Below are 23,707 nucleotides of genomic sequence, written 5' to 3' on the forward strand. Positions count from 1 at the left end.
GACTCTGAAAATTTCAGAGAGAACCCCATTGTACAAGGAAACGCTCTATGTAGTGACTTTGCTCATTCAAAATCACATATACATAGAGCGTCTTTACTTTTAAGAAAATCAAAAAGTTGTCAACTCAATTATGCACCACCAATATGACCCATAACTTGAATTGTCTTAATTAATTGGAGTGGCTCCATTAGAGCTAAAAAACATGCTAGGTTCAGGCTATGAACTACTAAGAAGCACGCCGCCTTTCTGATCATTCCCTTCCCACACCTTTCGTATCAGAGCGTTATACTGTGTCTTCATTTCTGCTGTCGCAACTGATCTAAAATTTTCAAATAGACCTACACAATTCATTAATAATACCTTATTGTTCATTTTATGCGCTAGTTCCAAACAATCCATTAAACATTTAAAGCCATGAGAATAATCCCTTCTGCATAAAAAGTACTTAGACAATTCATACCAGAAACGCGCCTCTTCTATAGAAAGAACTTGTTGATTGTACGTATCATTAAATTTATGCCGCTGAGGATCAACAATTTGCTGTTCAAACCTCTTCAGAATTGAATCTATATTTATATTGTATTTGTTAGCTGCTTCAACCACATTCAAAAGTTCTGCAAAAATTTCATTTTCCCCTTCGATGTAATCCACATATTCAGGTAGTACATGAATCTCCCCTGCCATCAGACGATTCACACACAGGTTTACTTTAGTCCATTGCTGGAAGGATACAATCCACTTCTTGGTATCCTCATCCTGCTCCTTGACCCAACTTAAATCGGCATAGGCTTGGATATGCTTCATCCCTTCTGCATAAACTCCACGTTCATCACAAGCACTTGCTGATAGAAAATCGGCATAAGCAATATATACAAATAATGGCCTGCTTAATCTTGATAGAGCATCCATATCTCCTCGATCAGATCTCTGCTTCAACTCATACTGAATTCTCGCTTTCTGTCCCATGTCCTGAGCCAGTTCAAAGACCGTATCCCAGTGCCCCAATGAACGATAGAGATTCGCCAGATCCTTCAGGGCGTCGAGCTGCTCCAGCTCACCTAGTCTTTCTGCATATGGACCAAACTCCACAGCCGCCTTCAAATTCTGTATCTGATCATCGCCAATGCGAATCTTGAACAGCCTGTACTGACATATTGCCAATCGCTCGGAATGCTGGTTCTTCTCGCTAAATGCTATATTCTTATATAATAGTGCCGCTGCCTCATACCGTTCCTGCCCAAAAAAATCCTCAGCCAGCTCGAACACCAGCGGAGCATAGTAGGTAACGTTCTCCATAAGTATGCTTACAACCTGTTCCATACAATCCAGTCTGTTAAGCTCCATACAACGCTGCAAAAAAGGCTTGACCCTTCGCCAATTCAAAGGGGTATCCCGCATGTACTCTTGTACATATCGGCTGTAGAAATAATCCTCAGGCTTATCCATCGCTTTGGTAATGCGGTCCATCTGGTGCACAGAGATCGAACGGTTCGTCATCACAATGCCGCTCACCGTACCTGGATTCAGACCCGCCACCCCGCCGAACTCACTCATGTTCAGGTCATGCTCCAGCAGATAATCTCTGACCTCTGTTCGAATTGTAGCTGTATGCAACGGAATCCTCCTTCCCATTTTCTTTTTTTATGATGTAATGGAAATTATATGTATATACCAACTCTATTATTATACCTTAATTCACCATATAAAAACAAAATTACCCATATATTGATTTATATATAAGAGATGATTTCAGAAATACAAAAAAAACCACCGTTTAAGGCGATCCGCGCCCAGTGATTTCATACGTGAATATGTGGCTACTGGATATACTGCTACCCGTCTCTAACTTCATTAATGTAGTAATCACGTTATTCGTGTATGGTAACATAAGAATAGCAATAGGGACCGGTTGCACCCGATCCCCACAGTTACCGCTAAAAGAGCCTCTATTCACCCGTCTGGAAGTTCTCGACCCATTCGCAGAATAGCTGATAGTCCTGCTCCACCTGATTCGCATAGCCGAACGCCCAGCGAGAAATGTGCTTCACGAAGCCTTCAGGACTGTTACCCATCGCCTCATAGATGGCATACTCGCTATGATAGGCCAGGACTCCCTGCTCCACATCCGCATCCGCGCGGGCATGCATCTTGGCGGTCAGGCACGCCATAGCAGACAAGATGTCAGCCATATCCTCCGTATCCTGAATCTGCTCCAGCTTGAGCCGCTTCTTATATGGTGAGCGCTCCCGCACATAGAAGTCCCTATCCTCCAGCGTCAGGTATCCGAGATAAGGATCTGCCTTGTGATGCATCGCCTGCTGAGTCGCAGTCACTCGCTTACCCTGCTGATCGAAGCTATCCCAGAACACGTCGGCATAAGGCAGAAAATACGCTGGCACGGGCACGCGTACCTCCTTGACCTCCAGCACGATGTCATCCTCTCCCCGCTGACTCTGACCCCCTTCAATAAGAACATAATACCGATCCAGCCCGATCGAAGCGGTCCCTGAGCCATGCTTGATCGCAACATCCTTGATCCGGTAGTACCCTGTCTCTTCCATGGAAGAACGAAGTGTGGACAGATACATCGGCCAAGCCCCCTCCAACTGCTGCTGCTCCTCTGGCGTGGGCACGACCAGCTCACTATTCTCCAGGAATACTCGATCGGTCTGCATGACGGCGGTCACCTTCTCCAGAAAATGCCCTTGCTGACGCTTCTCCAGCTTGCGAAGCAGCTTGCGGATCAAGCCCTTGGCATGCTGCTTGTCCATCACGAATTTGCCAGGATCAGCCTTGTGCTTGGCATAACGGCGAATCTGCTTGTAATAGGCCAGCGCATAATGCTCCAGCATGGCGAACTGGCGCTCCTGGTCATAACCGAGCTGACGGCAGACCAGCGCAATGCTTGCAGACATCCGCAGTACATCATACAGATAGGAGCCGATGTAGCCTTCGTCAAAATCATTCACATCATACACAATCTGACCCGATTCATCACAGAAGGCCCCGAAATTCTCGAAGTGCAGATCGCCCTGAATCCATGTCGGCTGCTCTACCGATGTGTGATAGGGAAAATAATGACGTGTAGCATCATAGTAGAACAGATAGGCACTTCCCCGGAAGAAAGAGAACGGCGTCTGCATCATTTTACGGTATTTCTCAGCTCGCTTCTCCCGATCCAGCTCCATAAGCTTCTCATCGAACTCTTCCAGCACCGAGATGAGCGTATCCCGGCGCAGCTTGGTACGTGTGCGAATGACATTGTCGACAATGGCTGGCTTGACCATCAAGATGCCCCCCTGTATGTAAGAACCTGAATTATGCCTCCTATCATAACGCACATCAGGGCTACACTCCAAGAAGAGAATACAGGCCACGTAATCTTGTGTAGCGCTCTACAATCCAGCTTGTATTAGTTCTCTCGCCAGTTCAAGTAGCCCTGCCTTATCAAGAGTATGATCGCCATAAGTACTAATAGTATAGTAAGCATCCTGCTGCTCATTGTACCAATTCAGATAATGATAAGTGACCTTCTCGTTCCTAGTATTGCTTATGTCCGTCATAACATCATTATAAATGACACTACGCCCCGCAACCTGGATGACGTCCGGGGAATTCCCCTTCTCTTGATAGACCTGCACCTTGTCTCCAGACAGAAAAACAGCACTAATTCCCACATGGTCCCCTCTCTTGGAGGTGTAGGTCCCCTCGAAGAATCCAGGCTCCGTCCAGGCTATCGGCTTCATGAAGATCTGACCATCAGGAGCCTGATATGCCTTGGTCATTAGCTCAGCCAATGTAGCGCGGGCTAAGACCTCGACCGTGTTGCTAGCATCTGTGTTTGTGGTGTAGTAAGCATTGTGTCTCGGGCCTACCCTGCCTACATCAAAAATATACTCCCCTGCCTGTTCCGGAAGGATCGGCGTACCGACCCGCTTCATTTCCTGCAGGAACCTATCATATTCTGTATAAAGTCGTTCCTTGTATGCAAAGTACAGCGCAGGCTGTGGAGCGGCTTGTGGAGACGCTGCATTTGTGGATGTGGCACGCGTCGGGATCTCCTTCTTCCCCGTTACGTAATAAGCCATGAGCTCGCCTGGCTTGGCTGCTGCCAATGCCTGTTGCTCATATTTATTGTAGCTGGCAATGTAGCTAGCCGCTATCAATGACTGCCGCCCATATTTGTTGTATATGTCCTCATTCGTCTCCGTCTCACGAGGCTCGGGCGCGGTATATTCGACCTGGATCTCACCTTCAGCATTGCGGATCTGAATCCACTCCACGGCCGCATATGCAGATACTCCAGCAAATAGCATAGAACACAATGCAATCACTGCTCCTATTGGGGTAGTCAGGCGCCGCAAGGCTGTGTAACTGGAAGTATGCTGATGCTGAATTCGCTCCATGACTCGGGCCGTAACATCAATTTTTGGAACAGGTCTCTTATCCTCAGCAGCTCTCAACCAATGATCATCCAGGATATCCTGATCTATCATATTTTGGTGCTCATCACCGAATCCGTGTCGTGACATGTGGTCACCCCCTCCTCTGCTTGCATGGCTGTACGTACCTTCAGCTTGATGTTGCGCATCCTTTTCGCCAAGGCATTAGCGCTAATGTTCAGAATGTCGCTCATTTCCTCATAAGACCGCTGCTCCAGTGCTCGTAGCACCAGAATATTTCGCTCCTGCAGTGTTAGCTGAGCTAGTGCCTTTTCCAACGGATAGCTGTACCATTGTGCCGCCAGCTCCTCCTCAGGCCCGGCTGTTACTTGCCTTGATCCAAACAATTGAAGCACCTGCCGGTATACACGCCGTCTCCGCAATAGATTCAAGCAATGATTCCCGGCTACACGGTACAACCAAGCGCTAAAGCTCACAGTGGCCTTGTACCTGCGAATGCTCTGATAGGCCTTCACCATAATATCCTGCACCGCATCCTCCGCATCCTGCTGATTGCCGAGTAGTCTGCAGCAATACCGGAATAGCTGCTGTTGATAGCTATCCACAATGTAGGCGAATTGCTCGCTCTCCCCGCGCTGGACTCTGGCAACAACCTCTTCTATGGGTTCTTGAATCTGCTCCAAATGCTGCTGTTCGACTTGTTGTTCATTCTGTTCTTTATTGAATGCTTCGTTGCATAATTCGTTTCTTACCTCTTTGCGCAAATCGTTGCATGCTTCAATACGTGCTTCCTCCTGTGCCGTCACCCTCACCTCCTGCCGTTCTACTCTATATAACAATCAAGGATCACAAAATCGGCCTGATTTCATAAAAAAAACAGCTCACACCTTGTCTCATCGTAGCATATCGCTACTCAAGGTTGTGAACTGTCCTATTTACCTAGCCCTTACAGAGCTGCGGCTGGAGCAGGTACGGGTTCTTCTTTTTCCGGCTCGACCAATGCATGCTTCTCCCACAAGCGGCTCTTCCAGCGGAAGTACATAATGATCGCACGGGTCCACTCATCCGCAGCAATCGCTAGCCAGATCCCTGCCAATCCCATATCAAGCTGGAATACGAGCAGGTAGCCAAGCGGTAGACTCATGCAGACCATGGACAGGATGCCCATGTATACCGGGAATCTGGCATCCCCGGCCGCCCGAAGGGAGTTGATGATGACAATATTCGTCGTACGTCCGCTCTCCAGAATAATACTGAGCAGCAGCACCTGTGCACCCAAGCGAATGATTTCTTCATTCGTGGTGAAGATCCCCATGAGCGGTACACGGAACAAGATAACCAGCGCATCAATGGCCAGTGTGACCACCAGGGCCCACTTCACACTTGTCAGTACGCGAGTATACGCGGAGTCCGGCTGTCTGGCACCAACCAGCCTGCCGACGATAATCGCTGTACCCATGCCTACGGCCATGCTGAACAGATAGATATAGCTGGAGATGTTCACGGCATATTGACGTGTCGCCATCGCTTCGGCTCCGAGGTAGGTCACGTACAATGTGAACACAAGCTGGCAGCACTGATACATGATGGATTCCATGGCAGATGGAATTCCGATCTGGAGAATCTTCACAATATAATCCTTCGACAGCTTCAGGTAGTGCTCTATTTGAATACGAACCGGTGTCACCCGATACAGCAGCCAGAAGAAGATCAACAGACTGATGAACCGGCTACCTACAGTCGAGATCGCAGCACCTTCCACACCCAGTGCAGGCGCACCAAAATGACCAAAGATCAGAATATAATTCCCGACCACGTGAATAACGTTCATGAAGACGGAGATGTACATCGTTTCCTTTGTGAAGCCATAAGTACGAATGGTCGCAGCCAAAGCATTAATAAGTGCCTGCAGGAAGATCGCTCCACCAACAATACTCATGTAGGATTTGGCATACACCAGAATCTCGCCCTGCACATTCAGTAGCTGCAGCATGTGTGTGCCGAAGACGAGGAAGATCACACTGAGGATCAGACCGACGATCAGGTTCAGCGTGATGGCTGTACCTGTGACCCGAGCGGCCTCCAGTAGTTTTTTAGAGCCAATATATTGAGCCACGACAATAGCTGCGCCATGACCAATGACTTCGAGAATGAGAATGGCAATAGACAGAATCTGATTGGAAGCACCTACACCCGATACGGCATTATCCGATACCGAGCTGAGCATGAAGGTATCCACGCTTCCCATCAGCATAAATAAGAATAGTTCCAGAAAAATCGGCCACGTCAAATGAACAATATTAAGCTGGTTGGAGCCGGACGCTGCCGATCCAGGCTGTGCTGCTTTCGCGGTCATGATGTCACCTTTCTTCGCGTAAATTCATAAGCCAACCGTATGTTAGCACAGTCTTCCTGAAAATACATCCCATTTTTCGAAAATATATTGAAACGAATTGAAAGAATCCATTTATCACCTTCATCGGGCCTGATTATCTAAGGTTATGAAGAAGGATACATAGATGTAGGAGGTAGTATAATTCCAATTATTAGTCTTCGTTCATTCGCTAATCAATTGATTAGAAGCTATATATGGGATATATGAGGACAGAAAGTAGAGCCGTGTTGGAATCACAACTCCTCGGCACAATAGCCGCTTTTAAGGGGGGAGGCTGTATTAAGGTAATTTATGAATTAGACCGTCAACCTTGACCTAGGCGGGTCTATTTCTTTTTCAGATCGTTCGGATGCGCAAATGACAGGGCTTGATAAACCTCCACAGGCATCACCTCCCTTCCGGGAGATTGGCCAAAGTACGTATTTTAACCTGGTATACAGAAATAAATAATTATTGATAATGCCCAGAGATTCCATAAAACAGCGACCTTCCCTCAGTAAATGTCGAGAAAAGATCGCTGTTTTATGGTGTCTAATTATTATATTGAACTTTAATACAAGGAATAAGTTCCCGACTTATAATAGTATTCATAATGATTGGTGGCATATTGTATACTACCAGTCCCTTTCCAAACGAGGCCTCCTGCTTCAATACTTCCTGAAAACGTGGTCGTACCATTGTCATAAAAATCACCATTAACAAGCCACCACATCTGCGTTTCATTTCGAGAGTTAATTTCTGCTTCAATACTCCCCTCAAACTGTTTTGTCAAGAAATGTATAGCTGTAGAAGTTCGATCAAGCTGGACACTAACCAACTCTTGGAATTGTCTAAAAGAGCCCGAACTATAGTAATACGCATATATTTTCAAGACGGGTTTATATACACTTGTAACGTTTTGCGTAATACTAATCTCCGTAATCCATGAGTTGGCCAGTTGAATATCTGAATCTTTATGTAATTTCTGTGCTGTTTTATCAGGGTATAAACTTTTGGCTTCCTCTACGGAAATTCCTTGCAACTCTGCTATACTAAACATTGCCTCTTCATAACTAACATCTTTTACAGTTACATTATCACCGAGCTCATCAAGATTATTAAGATCAATAACACCTTGACTTTGAATATCATTTACTTCCTCAAAACTATTTTGAGCATAGGATGGGACAGAGAAAGAAAGAGTCAACCCAATAACTAAGGTAAACACAAACAACAACTCTAAAAATTTTGTTTTCTTTTCCATATAACTATTCCTACTATTTTTTATACAATTATAATAGTAAATTACATGGATAATGCAAACATTTTTATTGAAATAATGTATTTATTGTTTATTTTTATTTATTATGTCAATTATCCTCATGATGATTTTTTCTTCTTTATCTACCTTCGTAGGCTGATTCGGCAAATGAAGAGACCATTCTTTATACCCATCTTCTGTGCTTAAAAATCCCGCAGCGTAGGCCCCTGACCAACTGATTTTTGCTTCTTCCAATGAATAGACCTTTTCACGAAAGCTAGCTACTAAAATATCCTCTGCATCAATAAAAAAAATGGGTACTTCAGTTTCCCTGAAGAAATCTTTGTACTCCATTTTAATAGCTTCCTGAAAGCTATTTCTATAGATGAGTATCCCATCATACGTTGTATGCTTCTCCTGTATTAAGCTCTGGAGATTTGTCTCCACAAAGTTTACTCCCTCGATATTTTTAATTCCTTTATCTCCAACCAACGCAATATTAAGGTTGCCTGTGTCAAGATTGGAGCGATAATTATTTTGAGATGCCTCATAGTCTGTATCACAACCCACCAGTAACACCAGCAACAGTGTCAGAACAAAGGCAATACGTTTTCTTAAAACTATGATCACAATCCATATCCCCCTTTTTTTGGTTCTTTTATTATATAACGGAATATTTGTTCTCTCAATGAAATCCCTAGATTACTTGAACAGGTGCTTCATTTGAGGTTTACAATTATGTTAGTGACATAGCTCTTTGACCTGAGCTCCGTTTTCCTTTATAAGTGAAAGGGACTAAGACTATTGTGCAGAGAGGGGAGATTTCTCAAATGACAGCTTCTTTTCGAGCGCTGGTAGTTGACCAGACAGGGGCAGATGCAGAGGTTACTGCGCATGTGGGAACTCTGACTCAAGATCAGCTGCCACCAGGCGACATACTGATCCGCGTCTCTTACTCCAGTGTCAACTATAAAGACGGCCTGGCCAGCAAAGCCAATGGCGGGATCGTCAAGTCCTATCCGTTCGTACCAGGCATCGACTGCTCCGGCACCGTTGTATCCTCCACCGATGACCACTTCCGTGAAGGACAAGCCGTGCTGGCGACCGGGTACGGGTTGGGAGTGTCTCAATATGGTGGGTTCAGTGAATATGTGCGCGTGCCTAAGGAATGGGTCGTGCCTTTACCGGAGGGTCTGTCACTACGGGACGCTATGATCTTCGGTACTGCTGGCTTCACAGCAGCACTATCCATTCACAAGCTGGAGCAGCATGGCATGAGACCTGAGGCAGGCCCTGTGCTAGTGACAGGGGCTACCGGAGGGGTCGGAAGCACGGCTGTGGCCATGCTGGCTCATAGAGGCTATGAGGTAAGCGCGAGCACCGGCAAGTCCTCATCGCATTCATATCTGCAATCACTGGGAGCGCAGCACCTGTTAACTCGCGAAGAGGTGTATGAAGGCGGGAAAATCAAAGCCCTGGATAAGCAACTGTGGCAGGCTGCCGTGGACCCTGTAGGTGGTCATGCACTTGCTGCTGTGCTCAGCAAAATTACCTACGGCGGGGCTGTAGCGGTGAGCGGGCTAACAGGTGGAACAGCCGTACCAACAAGCGTGCATCCATTCATCCTACGCGGTATCTCCCTGCTTGGGATCGACTCCGTATTCTGCCCGACTGAACTAAGACGGCTGCTATGGAATCGGATGGCCACTGACCTGATGCCCCCACAAACCGAGCTGCTTGTCGAGCAGGAGATCGCTCTGGACGAGCTGCCACAGGCATTGAGCAAGATTCTTCAAGGCCAAGCGACGGGAAGAACTCTCGTCCGCCTCTAAGCCTCTATAGAGACTGCTCTATCGAACTTAACCCACTGTGCAGAACTTATATTGCTCGAAGTCCTGTGCAGTGGGTTTTTCTACTTTTCCACTCTTTTTTACTATTTATTGTGCCTTATTTACTTACTTTTTGTTTTATCCGATATACTTCTTGTTCTACCAGATATACTTCTTGTTCTATCCGAATCTTAGCGGCCCGATATCTCGAATCGTCAGCTCCAGTGGGAAGCGCTGTGCCGGGCGATCCGATGCGAACCATATTCGGCCCTGCTTGACCGCAATAAGTAACCCGTATCGGTCTCCGACAGGTGAGAACCATTCACTCGGTTCACGCCAGCACTCCAGCCCATGCTCCTCACGAAGTCGCTCGACGAGAGCGAGTACATCGTCAGTCACAATTCCCACCTCGCAGATCCATAGTAGCTGCCGCGCTGAGAACGGTCCGTCCACGTTATGACGAAGATCCGGATGCCCAATGAGCTCCAGAATATTGCCCGCCGGGTCATCGAAATACATGGAATAGGCATTCCAGTTCTGAAAGAACACTTCATCTTGATCCCCATCAAGCCTCGTAAGCTGGAGGCGCTCTCTGGCCCAGACTTTGGCCTGCTGAAATAGATTGTTCGGAATCATCATGGCAAGGTGATAGAAGGGTTCTGTCCCCGGCTCGCTCGCCGCGAGCGTCAAGCAGGTCGACCCAAGCTGCACCGCGAAGGAGGTCTCATCCTCCTCTACTACCTTTAATCCCAACGTATGCTCATAGAAATGCCGCGTCTCATTCAGCTTAGCGGTGAACAGCTTTACTTGCTCGATATGCATAGTTACGCCCTCCCTTGCAGCTGCTCCCAAGTATTCCATGACACCATACCCAGATCAGCTCTCGGTCTGTCTGACAGCATGGAGATAAATTCTAATGTGTGACCATCCGGGTCTGTGAAATAGACCGACACCGCTGGCATCCAGCCGAATACATATAACTCAGCGCTATCATCGTTCAGGAAATTATGAGTCTGTATCCCCTTCTCCTGCAGATAGGAGACGGCCTTGCGCATATTCTGTAATGAGACCTGAAATGCGAAATGCTGCCTTAGCACCTGTGACGGTTCTTTTTGCCATAGCCCGAGCATAGCCTTCCCCTCTCCGCCGACCCAGAAAAACGCCCTATTTCGTTCCGGTTGCGTATAGGCAAGTGTCAGACCCAGTATGTCCTTGTAAAAGTGCACTGATTTCTCCAGATCTCTCACATTCAGATGCGTCTCAAAAATACCATCAATCATCGTATGGCCTCCCGTTCCACTAGTTGTATATAACAATCAACGCACCTTAGTAACTGCATCAGCCAGAGCCAGAAAGGAACTGAGTACACGGTGAACCCGATCCTCAACCTCCGGCCCACCCTCGTATTCATCATAGCCTTCTTCAAACCGTCGTCTCTGCATTCCGCCAATCGATATCCATTCAGGGGCATTAATCCCATGCATATTCCTTACAATCGCCTGAAGCTGCAGGAGAGCACTCACTCCGACGGCGCCTCCAGCGGAGCTGATCGACAGGACTGGCTTCCCCCCCATATACGTTTGTCCCAGATAATCCAGAGCATTCTTGAGGACTCCACTGATACTGCCGTGATATTCCGGTGTGGTCAGGATGATCGCATCCGCGGCCAGCATGCTTTTCTTGAGCTCTGCCACATTTGCATCCTCCTCCCCAACTGCATCTGGTGTGTACCACGGAAGTGGCCGCTCATGGAGATCGAATATCTGAACCTCATGCCCGTGATTAGCAATTCGCTCTGCTGCATATTGTCCAAGCCTTGTGCTAGTGGCGGTGTTTCGATTGCTGCCGTTCAAAATCATAATGTTCATAACCATTCCTCCTGATGAAATTAATGTATCGCATTCTAGCAGGCACGCACGAACACCACTGAGTTTTGATCCCGTTAACACCGATGAATGTACCCTTCACTCGGCTTCCGTCTCTCATGCCTTGCTTCTGCCTCCATCTTAATTCATTCCTGTACTCGAATCGTCAGTAGTCAGGATGAAATTTCAACACAAAAAAACTCAACCCTCCGGTTGAGTTCGCTTGGACTTCTCTACGACTTTAGACTGAGATGAGCGTGCATATCGACTAATCCCTCAGCTTCTAATTCAATTTATAGTTCGTTTATAGTTCGATATATAGTTCGATTTCCGGTTCTACTTCTGCTCGTTTTGTGTTCGGCTTCTAGTTCAGCTCCTGATCAGACATCCAGCCACTTTTTACGGCATATATAGCTGCTTGCGTGCGGTCAGCCAGCTCTAATTTGTCCAAAATATGACTGACATGCGTCTTGACCGTCTTTTCCGTAATGATCAATTGCTGCGCAATATCCTTATTGCTCATTCCCTGGGCAATCAGTCCGAGCACTTCACGCTCCCGCTTGGTTAGCTGCTCCAAGCCTTGCGCTGGGGCCACTTCTTTCCTCTCCTCCCCCACATGAGGAACAGAATTCACAGCAGCATCGGGATCAGCCATGGCCTGCATTATTTGTTCGGCAGCAGCAGGGTGAAGCTCTACCTGTCCTGCATGCACACGGCGGATTGCTCGCGTCAACTCGTCAGGCTCAATCTCCTTCAGTAGATATCCCTTCACACCAGCTCGAATAGCCGGGACGACATGCTCCTGATCCGCGAACGAGGTCAATACGATCACCTTCGTCTCAGGATGCAATATGCGCAGACGGCTTGCCGTCTCAATGCCACTCAGTAGGGGCATATGCAGATCCATCAATATGACATGCGGCTGCAGCAGCTCGGCCTGATCCAGCGCCTCCTGGCCATTGGATGCCTCCCCGACTACCTCCAGATCCGGTTGAGTCGCCAGGAAGACCTGCAGGCCCTTGCGGACCATCGCATGATCATCCGCTATCAATAATCGTATAGTCATCTTCGTTACTCCTGTCGTTGAACGGCATGGTTAGAGGACGGCAGTGGGATAATAGCTGTAACTGTCGTCCCCCTACGGGCTGAGCTGGTCAGCTCAAAGCGCCCCCGCAGCGATTCTACCCGTTCCTTCATAATGGACAAGCCCAGAGAACGCGAGGAGGAGTCCCGCCCCCGCCGCTTAGCGCCGCCTTGACCGCGGTCGGAGATGCTTAACTCTACCTCCTGGCCTGTATTTCGCAAAGTCACGCTTACTTGCGTCACACCCGCATGCTTACGCACATTATTAAGCGCCTCCTGCCCAACCCTCCATAGGCCCTCTTCTATACTAGGTGGCAGCTGCTCCTGCCCCTCACTCATCATGTGTACCTGCAGTCCTTGTCTTGCTCCATATTCCTGTAAAGCTGCCAGCAGACCAGAGTTCAGCGCTATCGGGCGCAACTGCAGGATCAAAGCTCTCATTTCCTGTAATGCCTGCTGCGCAAGCAGCCGCATATCCTTCACAGATTCAGCGGCAGGATGAGGAGTAGACTCACGCTCCAGCATACTCTCCACGCCCTTGGCGGTAAGTGACAACGAGAATAGCATCTGATTCACCGAGTCATGAAGATCACGCGCCAATCGATTCCGTTCCTCCAGCCGAGCCAGCTCGCGTCGCTGCTCCACCAGTCGAAGACTCTCCCAGGCTGCTGCGATGTGCTCAGCCAGCACTTCGATGATCTCCTGCTCAGCGGAGGTATACCAAGCCGAGTCCGACTTGCCAATCAGCAGCATGCCGCTCTCTTCGGGTAGACTGAAAGGAATCTGCACCAGCATTCCTGCCGACAGTCGCGGATAGGAGGCATCTGGTAATGAATCGCTTCCCATATGCGCTGCCACAGCCTCAAGCTGTTCGGCTGACACCTGAACTGAACGCCTCACTTCCTGCCGACAGATCTGCTCCAGCTCCTGCAAGACAGCGGGTGCCTCCGTATTACAGTTGAACGCCGTTCCTTGCTTCCCAGCAGCCTGAACGGAGTACACTCCATTCTCACGATAGATGAGCACCGTGAAGGGCCAGTGAAAATATTTTTGGGCCAGCAAGACCACCCACTCGGACAATTCCCTCATATCCCTGCTGCATTCATTTACCATGGTGCCTAACTCCACGCTAAGCTCGCCCAACTGTGCATACAGCTCTGCCCGGTACTGCTCCAGACGGTACAGCCGCATGCGATCCACAGCACTACCGATCTGGTAGGCCACAGATTGCAGCAGTGCCAGCTCGCTGTCTGTGAAGAGTGTCTTCCCCGGCGCAGCCACATTGAGCAGACCGATGACCTGCTCGCCAGAGCGCAGTGGTATGGAAGCATGATGGGTAATTCCTCCGGTATCCCCCCACTGATATTCCAACGCATCCTCCAGACGCTTGCAGTTCAGAATATTCACCGCGACCTTGAGTCGCCCGTCCCACAGACGGTTCAGACACCAGCAGGTGCCTTGATGCATGGGCTCCTTATTATTAATCCGCAGCGCTGGCGGAAGATTCCGATCAATAGCACAGCTATACTCTGGCTTCCCGTCACTGAAGAAGATCCACCCTGCCGCCAGACCAGTCAGCTCCAGCAGCTTCTCCATCACCGTATCGAGCATGCCTGACAGATCATTGGAGCTGTTCAGCGTCTCTGCAATGGTCTTCAGTATGGTCATCTCACGCATTCCGACTTGATCTGGCATGTTGCCTCTCTCCTTCACCCTACACCTGTCTATTTATTGTAGCATACTCGGCAGCGACTACATCCACTTGGCCTCATCTGGCCCCATCCGCGTAATTGTCTCATAAAAAGATCAATGACTGTCACATTCCGGCACATCTAAAACGTAGTATTTTATAAATACAGCAGTTCAAAGGAGAGCTTCCACATGAAACAGAAACAGAACGTGAACATGAACACGAAACGGAACATGAGGTACAAGAGCAGTCTAATTGCTTTGACAGCAGCTATGCTGCTTATTCCAGCCACAGCCTTTGCCGGGGATACCCCCAGCGATCAGGTCTTTAAGTTAACCAACAGCAAGGGGGAGGTTGTCTATGAGGAGAAGCCCTACGATGCCTCTATGAAGCCATACTTCCGTGAGGATGTGCTTCGCTCCTCAAAGAGCCATAGTCTGGCTAACGAGCTGCTCAAGAAGGGGGAAGCCGCCCTGTTCTATATTGCCGAGGATAATCCAGAGCGCAAGACCAACATGGAGCGAACCTCGATGAGCTTCAAGGAAGCAACCAAGCTGCGTGAGCAGCTAAAGGGACAATCGATTAAAATTATGGATAGCATTCAGCAGAAATACAAATTTGACAGCGCTAGCGTAACCTATCATCCAACTCTGTCGGATACCGAGCGAGCCAAGCTGACCGATCAACTGGAGCAGCAGGCCGCACAGTCTGGCAAAGGCTATGCCATGCAAAAGCTCAAGCTGACCGGCAAGCACTGGAACCTATTCAGCACGTATAAGAATGGAAGCAGCGAGTTGCTGATTCAGGTTTCCAAATCCAATGAAAAAATGACGCTCTATAGGCCTTCCGTTGAGACTGGAGTCAAGCGGGAGCTGATCAAGGCCGGCGGGACGGAAATGCTCTATTCGTCTTACAGTGAATCCGAGATTCAGGATTTCAAGTCTTCAGGTCAAGGCATTACATTCGTGCACAGCATCCCTGACAGCGAGTTTCATATCCGGTACCATATTGAAGACATCGGCAGCAAGCTAAGCAAGCAGGAGCTGATCAAGCTGGCTGAATCGTATTTGAAGTAGGATGCTGGCACATTTCGAGGTGTCTCCTTCGTAAAACACTTAAGAAAGGGGTGGAGACTTGGATGACACGGATCTTCGCCAGATCATAAGCGATATCCTGAACGGCGATACCACACAGTTCGAGAGGATCATGCATAAATATCAGAGACCAATCTTTCTCTACTGTTATCATATGCTGAATAACTATGCCGAGGCCGAGGACTGCGGACAGGAGGTCTTCCTCAAGGCCTTTCGACATATGGGTAGGTATGACCCGGAGAAATCATTCGAGGCCTGGCTGTATACCATTGCGTACAATCAGTGCATTGATGCTCTGCGCAAACGCAAGCTCGTGAAGTACCTGCCATTTCTATATCATTCCACCAGGGATTATAGCCCGATAGACCAGCGAATCGAGGACATTTATTTTGATGAACAGGTGCTTCAGGCCATGCATAGACTGTCGGCGGAGGAGCGCAGCCTGCTCATTTTGCGATGTGTGGAGGACAAGACCTATGAGGAGATCAGCACGATTCTCCAGCGAAGCAACGCTTATCTGCGCAAGAAGTATGAACGAACGGTCGGCAAATTCCGCAAGCACTATTATCCAGTGAAGGGAGCGAGCCACAATGAAACCAAGCAACGATCAGGATCTTCGAGAACTATTTCATAGAGCAGAGCCGCCCCATGCAGACCTGTCCGGGCCTGTAATGAAAATGCTGCAAGGTGAACTACCTAAGCGGCGAGGCTTCGGGCGACGCTACCTGAAATACAAGGTTAGTGTGATTATAGTCGCCTGCATGCTGCTCAGCATTTCTACAGCCTTCGCTGCCGTGCATCTCTACTCGCTGACCAACAGCAAGGGTGTGACCGTCTATGAGGAAAGGATCTTCGAGCCATCCATTCTGGAGGAGAAGAACCCTCAAGACGAATTGCGTAATCGTGAGGCTACTCAACTTAGCTATAAGCTGCTGAAGCCCGGTGAATCTGCGGCTCTATACATTACCGCGAACAATCCCCACCAAATGCTGAACCTGGTCACTGGCCCAAGCCTGTACTTCGAGGATGCAGATGCACTGACAGAGGAGCTGAAGAATCAGGGGATCAAGCTCACGAGCAGCATCCGTACAAGCAGGCAGGTGTATTCTTTTGATCGCACTAATCTGAGCTATCGCACCCCGAAGCCGCTGACAGCCGAAGCTGAGACCGCACTGACAGAGAAGCTCAAGCGGCAAGCTTTGGAATCAGATGTTGGGTATGCCATGGCCCCCCTTGAGACGCTCAAGGATAACTGGAACATGTATATTAGCTACAAGAGTGCAGATGGTCAGATCGTGATACAACCATGGAAGAAAAAGGATAAACTAACAATCCATTTAAATAAGGAGCATGTAGGTCCCAAGGAAAGAATGAAGATACACGGTGTGGATGTACTGTATAAGGAAGCTGATGAACGCAGCAAAAACAGATCCATTCAATTCATCTATGATGTCCCGAATAGCGAGTATCATATTAGCTACTATATAGAGGCCACTAGAAAGATCACTAAGGCAGAGCTGATCGAGCTTGCTGAGAGCATTTTGAAATAAGCCACTGTCAATCCCGAAGGCTTGATGACAAAGGCATGGGATGTCTAGCTCAGAACAGGCCCGCACGACTGGTTCATACCAGCTGTGCGGGCCTGTCTTATGTTCATTGGAGTTGAATTGCTGAATCTATCTGCACTCACAAACCCTTATGCTCGCTAGCCACGTATATCATGGGATGTAGCGTATACTCATTCTAGCTTATTACTCCAAAGCAGAAAACAGCTGAACAGCTTGTGCATCCAGAATCGGCTTCCAATAGCGTTCTACCGGTATCGTTAGCGGCTGTGGGTAATCCTTCGCTTCCGGCCCAAAAAAGTAGCTTTTCTCATCGACATTGTTCCCATCCGAGGAGGACATGTATCCGCCAAAGCTGCCTCCTTCTGCTGTCTTGGAGGCCCGTTCATGCACTTGTCCCTGTGCGTCGGTGAAGCTGCTCCCTAGCCACATCCCAAAGCCACTCCGATAAGGATCTTGCTGTCGCTGTCGGAACAGAATCTGGCCTTCCTCCCAGCCCGTCTCTGCTGTTGGCTTCACCAACTCAAGGTCGTCGCCCGGCGCAGCCAGTAGCTGCCCTTTCTCCAGATCGACTACGATCTTCATGCGCTCCTTGTCTACTGCAACAATACCAGCCATGCGAAGGGATGCCGATTCGGGCTGACTGTAGCGGCTCTTGTTGAAGACCAACGTGATGGCTGAACCATCGGTATAGACCTCGGAATTATTGGACGTAATGTAGGTTGGATAAAATATCTTCTCCTCACCTGCCTCGCCTTGGTTCACCAGCACCGGATTAAGTAGCTGGAAAATATGCTTGGAGTTCAATGGATCGTACTCTACATCCACATACGCAGCCAGCGGTGTATACAGTATGCGTGCCACTGTGATCTGCTGCTCGCCAACCTTCAGCATCCGATTGGGGGTCACTGTATGCTCTTGCTCCTTGAGCATGTTCTGATCCAGTCCAAAAGCCACCTCCAGCCCGAACTTGCTTGTGACCTGATTCGAATGGTTGGAAGCCGCGTTCCCATAAGTCGGTGACAGCGTAACATCCAGCTTGACATTACTATCATAGGAAATAGCTGGCGATAGCTTATTCGAAAATACATAATTCACCGTGTCACCTGGAGGTATGCCATTGCCCCCCCCACCGACAAAATCGAGAGAAGCCCCTCGGTACGGATAAGTGTTCTGCACGTCACCGAATTGAAGCGAGAAATTACCAATCATCATTTCCGAATCTGATTGATTCTGAACACTGAACAATACAAATACCTGACGGCCATCCGTCACAGCTCCAGCCACATCCAAGGTGTAGTCCCCATTCACTGCACGCTGACGAACGGGCTGCACCAGGTTCTGCTCCAGCGCGCTTGCTAGAGTGGGATTCAGACGAGTATCATCCTGACGGTAAATCTGGTAGTCATCCCACACGCTGGTGCTGTCACTTTGAACCGAGCCTTTGACAATGTTATCGTTGACCTTGCTATCCTGCAGAGCCCCTCCCATGGAGAATACCAGCAATACTACAGCAGCGACTGCCACGGCCCCGAGTATCCCCTGTGTATAGCCCCGCTTCCGCTCACGCTGGCGCCCCTGCTTAATTCCATTTCGCATAGCTGCATACAACCTCTCTTCTTGCAGACTCTCTGCCTGCCTCTTGATCTCACCAGCACGCTGACGAAGCAGACGCTCCTCATGCTCTGACATACTCATCACTCCTCCCTTGTATCCTCACAGATGGTCCCGCAGCTGCTTCAGCGCGGTTCGCAGCCAGGTCTTCACGGTCCCCTCGGGCTTCCTGAGCACCTGGGCAATCTGGGCAATCGTCAGATCCTGATAATATTTCAGCGTCACGACATCTCGATATTTGGGCTTCATGTGCTCTAGCGCACGCTCCAGGTCAATTCGGTCATTGCTCCTCATCTCCTGCGCAGTCCCTTCGTCTATGTTATCTACCGGAAGCATACGCCTCCTGCGTCGAAGCTCGTCCACACAGCAGTTCAAGGTAATACGAATAATCCAGGAGCTGAAGAATTGCTCATCTCTTAGTTTGTCTCGCTTCATCCAGGCCCGGCAGGATGCCTCCTGCACGACCTCAAGAGCATCATTTTCCTTTCGGAGATAACTAAGGGCTATGGCATACATCTTGTGACGCTCTGCATAGAGGCGTTCGAAAAAGGCTTCCTCATCCATCACTGTACTGTCCATTGTGTCGTCTCTACTCACAAGCTCCCCCATCCTTCGCCGCCCCCTTTCTGTATATGATGTAGGCTTTGGAATTTGAAGGTCATGATTATAGCGCCGGATACATAAGCACAGCCCCTACCAGTTCTACCAGTCTCCTGCCGGCCCTAGAACCTGTTGACCCTACGATCTGGCAATCCTTTTTCCTAGAATATGAGCATCGTTATGAATCCTAAGTTAGACGGAGCTAGTGCACAAAAAGATTGGATTTGCGCAATAAAAAAAGGAGCACCCGCCGCATGAATAACCCACACGAGCAGGCAATTCAGGAATTGAATGATCCTGTAATCTATATGTATTAGTTGCACTCTCTTCATTAAAAGGACTGTTAGAACACGCCCGTTCGCTGTTATACCGTTCTTATGCTTTGGGGAGCATGTTACGCAGACGCTTCTCACGGTAGCTCTGGAAGGCATGCTTGAGCATCCCTAATAGGATTAGTACCACGCCTATGTTGATCGCCACATCGGCCAGATTGAGAATCCCGCGCCCGGATGGAAATACGAGAAAGTCAGTAACCTTGGCGAACATAAAACGATCAATCGCATTGCCCAAGGCTCCGCCGACCATGAAGCCTGCTCCTGACTCCATAAGGAAGCCGCGAATCTCTCCTTTTCGCCTGTAATAGAGCACACCACCAATGAACAGCACAGCAATCACTCCGAAGAGACGTGCGTAGCCTTGGAGCAAGCCACCTGCCATCCCGCTATTCTCGTAATGATGGAGCTGCATACCCGAATCGCCAAGCGGTATGACCTGACCGACCTCCATATACAGCCGCACGGCTATTTTTGTCCCCTGATCAACCAGAGTGACTAGGAGCGCTATGATATAAAACAGCATCTGTTGTTCCTCCTGCCTGTAGCAATCTATTCCGCTGTACGCCTATCTGGACAGACGGTAACGCTTCCTAACTAATGTACCATAGCTATAAAGCCGAAAGCCAAAAGAGGACAGGTCAAAAGAAAAACCCAACCCCTCCAGAAGTGCACCCTGAGGCGTATCTCCCGGAATCGGTTGGGCTCTTGTTATTTTATAGCCGTGAGAACATCCAGCAGCATGGATTTGAATTTCGGTCGGTCGATCGCCTCGCAGACGCGCACGTTAGGTTCTTTGCCAAAACGTCCATTAATGTCCACGACACTATAGCCGCGCGTCAGCTCGCCTGCAGCCTCTACATCCACGTAGTAATGACCTGACTTGGTCATAGCGGACTCGTCTGCAGCTACAGCCATCAGCAGTGTGTCGGGATGCGTCGTTCCATTCAGCTTGTGCACGGATTTGTTGAACTGCATAACCACTTTGTTGATCGCTATGAAGAATTCACTACCCGCACTGCCAAGCGCCGCAATCTCGGCATGATCATCATCGTCCATGACGGAATACTGCGTACACATCTCCCAACCCACCATCGTGATCGGAATGCCAGAATGCAGGACAATCTTGGCCGCCTCAGGATCTACGTAGAAGTTATACTCTGCAGCCGGGGTAATATTGCCCAGTGCATTGTTCGTACCGCCCATGATGTACAAGTGAGCAATCTCGGGAATAATGGTAGGGTCCTTCTGGATAGCCGCAGCAATGTTGGTCAGTGGTGCAATAGCCAGCAGTGAGATTTCTCCTGGATGAGCATGGATCTTGTCGATCATAAAATCTACAGCATGTCCACTCTCTGGACGCTGCACAGCCTTGGGAAAATGTGCCCCGCCCATGCCGTCATCGCCGTGCACATCCTCTACCGTGCGATGCTGCGCCTTACCATAGGCAAGAAGTGGACGCTCATAGCCCTTGTACACAGGAACCTTGCCACCATGACCGGCAACCTGCACCGTATACAGTGCATTCTCAACCTCCTGGTCAAATTGTACATTCCCGCCCGTAATCGTAATGCCCTCTACCTGAAAATAATGCAGTGCCGTCAGAATGGCAATCGTATCATCGCCAGCGGTGTCCGTGTCAATAATGACTTTACGTTGGTCTGCCATATGTAATCCTCCTCGTTAACTCAAAGCTTTACTTATTGAAGCACTTGGAGGTAGGCTTTGCAAGTCAATTCCTTCCTCCAAGTGCCGTTCTGCCCTGGCAACACTGTTCCAGAGCCCTTAGTTACCTTAACTATATCAAATGTCCGTATAGAGCCGCTGCAAGCGGGGAGCCCTGGCGCCCGCTGCTAAGCTTGCAGTTCTTACAGCTCTACCCAAGCCTCCAGCACCTGATCAAGCTCCTGCTGCAGACGCTCACGCTCCTCCCACAGCTGCTGAAGACTTTTTCCCTCAGCACTGGCACCTGATGGTCCGCCCGTCTCCGCACCTGAAGCCAACACTTCCAGCTCCGTATCAGCTGTGTGCAAGGCTTGCTCCAGATCAGCAATCCGCTGCTCCAGCTGCTCACGAGACACGACGGCCTTTGCTGAATCTGCCTTCTTCTCCCTTTTCCCTGTAGCATTACTCCTCGCTTTGCTGGATGAAGCACCAGCAGTGGCTACTGATGAAGCGCTGGAGGATGCTTTGGAGGAGGACGCTTTGGATAAGGACGCGCCCGCCGAGGGTAATCCAGCTCCTGACCTCGACATTAGCGCAGCAGCGTCACTGCTGGTGGCTTCCAGCCGCTGTAGCTCCTGCTTCTTGGCACGGAAGTCGTCAAAATTACCGAGATAGGACGTAATCTGTCCTTGCTCCAGCTCCCACACACGACCAGCCAGCTTATTGACGAAGTATCGGTCATGAGAAATGGCTAATACAGTTCCGCCGTAAGACTCCAGCGCTTCCTCCAGAGCCTCGCGGGAATCAATATCCAGATGATTCGTCGGCTCATCCAGCAGCAGCAGATTAGGTTTCTGCATGACGAGTAGAGCGAGGCGCAGACGGCTCCATTCTCCGCCAGATAGCGTGCTCACGGAACGAAAGACGTCCGCACCATAGAACATGTATGCAGCCAGAATATGGCGTGCTTCCCCCTCCTCTACACCGACCTCTTGCCGGAAGTAGGACAGGACAGTACCGGTTGCCTCCCCACGCGTCTCCTGCTGCGCAAGGTAACCGTATTCCACACGAGCCCCCCATGTCACATCGCCCAAATCCGGGGACTCTTCACCAAGCAGGATGCGCAGTAGGGTTGATTTTCCCGATCCATTATCCCCCAGCAACGCAATCTTCTCACCGAATTCCAGACCACCCTCGACCCCCTGCAGGATCTGCCTACCTCCGTATGCTTTGACGATTCCTTCAAATTGCAGGACTCTCCGTCCCGAGCGTTCCTGTGGATTCAGCTCGAACTCTGCACTCTGGCGCTCCAGTACAGGGCGTTTGATTCTGTCCATCCGCTCCAGAGCTTTGCGAATCGAAGCCGCTTTCTTGAAGAATTTCTCATTATCCCCGATGCGCCCCCACTCTTCGAAGCGCTTGATGGCCTCCTTCATCTTCTTGATCTGCTTCTGCTGTTCCTGATAATCGGCGAACTGGATGAGCAGACGCTCCTCCTTTTCCCTCACATACCCACTATAATTACTTAGATACGTGTGAGCCTCGCCATCCTCCAGCTCCAACATTTTACCTGCTACCCTGTCCAGAAAATACCGATCATGCGACACGACAAGGACAGCCCCGGTGTAGCTGCGCAAAAATTGCTCAAGCCATTCAATGCCCTTCAGATCCAGATGGTTCGTCGGTTCATCCAGCAGCAGCAGATCAGGACGCCCTATGAGCTGGGATGCGAGCACAATTCGTGTCTTCTCCCCGCCAGACAAGGAGCTGAATGGCCTATCATACATCGCTACAGGAATACGCAGACCATCCGCCACCGACTGAATATGTGCATCCATCTCATAGCCGCCACCGTGCTCAAATTGCTCCTGCATGCTCGCATAGGATTTCAACAGCTGCTCCAGACGTTCAGCATCCTCTGCAATGACGGGATTGGACATGTCTTGCTCCAGTAGCGTCATATTCGCTTTGCATTCCATTAACTGCCGGTATTCGTAGGCCAGCGTCTCATAGACTGTAAGAGCGTCATACTCCACTGGAATCTGCGGTAAATAGCCGACACGACTATCCTTCTTGAGAATGAGCTGGCCCGCATCCGGCTTGCCCAATCTGGCAATCAAGCGCAGCAAGGTCGTCTTGCCACTCCCGTTGCGACCGATCAGACCGACCTTCTCTCCCTCATGAATTTCAAAAGTAACTCCGTTCAATATCAGATTCGCCCCGTGATAGGCGATGAGTTGTTGTCCGCTAACAATATGCATAATAAGGTCCCCCTAAGGCTTGTGTATTAAGCGATAGACCCTACTCTCCGTACCCTTTGCAGCGCAACACA

General features: G+C 49.4%; 21 protein-coding genes. 4 read left to right on the forward strand and 17 right to left on the reverse strand.

Annotated elements, in window-relative coordinates:
• Positions 1-216: 216 nt before the first annotated feature.
• The 7 genes from K331_RS0108005 to K331_RS0108035 form a co-directional block, all read right to left on the reverse strand.
• A complete protein-coding gene (locus K331_RS0108005; RefSeq protein ID WP_028589880.1) occupies positions 217-1,614 on the reverse strand; it encodes a hypothetical protein in 1,398 nt (465 codons plus the stop codon).
• Positions 1,615-1,946: 332 nt separating this feature from the next.
• Positions 1,947-3,287, reverse strand: coding sequence for a DUF2252 domain-containing protein (locus K331_RS0108010; protein ID WP_028589881.1), 1,341 nt, complete (start codon positions 3,285-3,287; stop codon positions 1,947-1,949).
• A gap of 108 nt (positions 3,288-3,395) precedes the next feature.
• Positions 3,396-4,532 (reverse strand): hypothetical protein, encoded by a 1,137-nt coding sequence (locus K331_RS0108015; RefSeq protein ID WP_028589882.1) that lies wholly within the window; start codon positions 4,530-4,532, stop codon positions 3,396-3,398.
• Positions 4,493-5,209, reverse strand: a complete 717-nt coding sequence (locus K331_RS0108020; protein WP_226383552.1) for an RNA polymerase sigma factor — start codon at positions 5,207-5,209, stop codon at positions 4,493-4,495. The genes K331_RS0108015 and K331_RS0108020 overlap by 40 nt, the downstream gene beginning before the upstream one ends.
• A gap of 140 nt (positions 5,210-5,349) precedes the next feature.
• Positions 5,350-6,759 carry an MATE family efflux transporter gene (locus tag K331_RS0108025; protein ID WP_028589884.1) on the reverse strand — a complete coding sequence of 470 codons (1,410 nt, stop codon included), beginning with the start codon at positions 6,757-6,759 and terminating at the stop codon, positions 5,350-5,352.
• 589 nt (positions 6,760-7,348) lie between these two features.
• Positions 7,349-8,041 carry a hypothetical protein gene (locus tag K331_RS0108030; RefSeq protein WP_028589885.1) on the reverse strand — a complete coding sequence of 231 codons (693 nt, stop codon included), beginning with the start codon at positions 8,039-8,041 and terminating at the stop codon, positions 7,349-7,351.
• Positions 8,042-8,122: 81 nt separating this feature from the next.
• Complete coding sequence (locus K331_RS0108035) at positions 8,123-8,668, reverse strand: hypothetical protein (RefSeq protein ID WP_028589886.1); 546 nt, start codon at positions 8,666-8,668, stop codon at positions 8,123-8,125.
• A gap of 200 nt (positions 8,669-8,868) precedes the next feature.
• Between K331_RS0108035 and K331_RS0108040 the strand changes: the two genes are divergently transcribed.
• Positions 8,869-9,870: an acrylyl-CoA reductase family protein gene (locus tag K331_RS0108040; protein ID WP_028589887.1), complete on the forward strand. Its 1,002-nt coding sequence runs from the start codon at positions 8,869-8,871 to the stop codon at positions 9,868-9,870.
• A gap of 177 nt (positions 9,871-10,047) precedes the next feature.
• Here K331_RS0108040 and K331_RS0108045 read toward each other — a convergent pair whose 3' ends face one another.
• The 5 genes from K331_RS0108045 to K331_RS0108065 form a co-directional block, all read right to left on the reverse strand.
• Positions 10,048-10,689: a VOC family protein gene (locus K331_RS0108045; RefSeq protein WP_028589888.1), complete on the reverse strand. Its 642-nt coding sequence runs from the start codon at positions 10,687-10,689 to the stop codon at positions 10,048-10,050.
• A gap of 2 nt (positions 10,690-10,691) precedes the next feature.
• A complete protein-coding gene (locus K331_RS0108050; RefSeq protein ID WP_028589889.1) occupies positions 10,692-11,147 on the reverse strand; it encodes a VOC family protein in 456 nt (151 codons plus the stop codon).
• Between the two features lie 36 nt (positions 11,148-11,183).
• Positions 11,184-11,735 (reverse strand): NADPH-dependent FMN reductase, encoded by a 552-nt coding sequence (locus tag K331_RS0108055; RefSeq protein WP_028589890.1) that lies wholly within the window; start codon positions 11,733-11,735, stop codon positions 11,184-11,186.
• Positions 11,736-12,096: 361 nt separating this feature from the next.
• Entirely contained in the window at positions 12,097-12,798 is a 702-nt protein-coding gene (locus K331_RS0108060) for a response regulator (protein WP_028589891.1), read from the reverse strand.
• A gap of 5 nt (positions 12,799-12,803) precedes the next feature.
• Positions 12,804-14,510, reverse strand: a complete 1,707-nt coding sequence (locus K331_RS0108065) for a GAF domain-containing sensor histidine kinase (RefSeq protein WP_028589892.1) — start codon at positions 14,508-14,510, stop codon at positions 12,804-12,806.
• A 186-nt stretch (positions 14,511-14,696) separates the two neighbouring features.
• On the opposite strand from K331_RS0108065, the gene K331_RS0108070 reads away from it, so the two are divergent.
• Genes K331_RS0108070 through K331_RS0108080 form a run of 3 tightly spaced genes read left to right on the forward strand, consistent with a single transcriptional unit; the run spans position 14,697 to position 17,149 of the window.
• Complete coding sequence (locus K331_RS0108070; protein ID WP_028589893.1) at positions 14,697-15,581, forward strand: hypothetical protein; 885 nt, start codon at positions 14,697-14,699, stop codon at positions 15,579-15,581.
• A gap of 58 nt (positions 15,582-15,639) precedes the next feature.
• Positions 15,640-16,233 (forward strand): RNA polymerase sigma factor, encoded by a 594-nt coding sequence (locus K331_RS0108075; RefSeq protein WP_028589894.1) that lies wholly within the window; start codon positions 15,640-15,642, stop codon positions 16,231-16,233.
• Entirely contained in the window at positions 16,190-17,149 is a 960-nt protein-coding gene (locus tag K331_RS0108080) for a hypothetical protein (RefSeq protein WP_028589895.1), read from the forward strand. Before K331_RS0108075 ends, K331_RS0108080 begins: the two co-directional genes overlap by 44 nt.
• Before the next feature lie 201 nt (positions 17,150-17,350).
• On the opposite strand, the gene K331_RS0108085 is transcribed toward K331_RS0108080, so the two are convergent.
• The 5 genes from K331_RS0108085 to abc-f all read right to left on the reverse strand — a co-directional run bounded on the left by K331_RS0108085 (position 17,351) and on the right by abc-f (position 23,636).
• Positions 17,351-18,856, reverse strand: a complete 1,506-nt coding sequence (locus K331_RS0108085) for a DUF4179 domain-containing protein (RefSeq protein WP_028589896.1) — start codon at positions 18,854-18,856, stop codon at positions 17,351-17,353.
• Between the two features lie 24 nt (positions 18,857-18,880).
• Positions 18,881-19,387 carry a sigma-70 family RNA polymerase sigma factor gene (locus K331_RS0108090; RefSeq protein WP_084165396.1) on the reverse strand — a complete coding sequence of 169 codons (507 nt, stop codon included), beginning with the start codon at positions 19,385-19,387 and terminating at the stop codon, positions 18,881-18,883.
• A gap of 366 nt (positions 19,388-19,753) precedes the next feature.
• Positions 19,754-20,236 carry a signal peptidase II gene (gene lspA, locus K331_RS0108095; protein ID WP_028589898.1) on the reverse strand — a complete coding sequence of 161 codons (483 nt, stop codon included), beginning with the start codon at positions 20,234-20,236 and terminating at the stop codon, positions 19,754-19,756.
• Between the two features lie 185 nt (positions 20,237-20,421).
• Entirely contained in the window at positions 20,422-21,378 is a 957-nt protein-coding gene (locus K331_RS0108100) for a nucleoside hydrolase (RefSeq protein WP_018883939.1), read from the reverse strand.
• Between the two features lie 200 nt (positions 21,379-21,578).
• Positions 21,579-23,636 (reverse strand): ribosomal protection-like ABC-F family protein, encoded by a 2,058-nt coding sequence (gene abc-f, locus K331_RS0108105; RefSeq protein WP_028589899.1) that lies wholly within the window; start codon positions 23,634-23,636, stop codon positions 21,579-21,581.
• Positions 23,637-23,707 lie beyond the last annotated feature (71 nt).

The organism is Paenibacillus massiliensis subsp. panacisoli DSM 21345 (assembly GCF_000426545.1).
In the GTDB taxonomy this organism is placed as follows: Bacteria; Bacillota; Bacilli; order Paenibacillales; family Paenibacillaceae; genus Paenibacillus; species Paenibacillus panacisoli.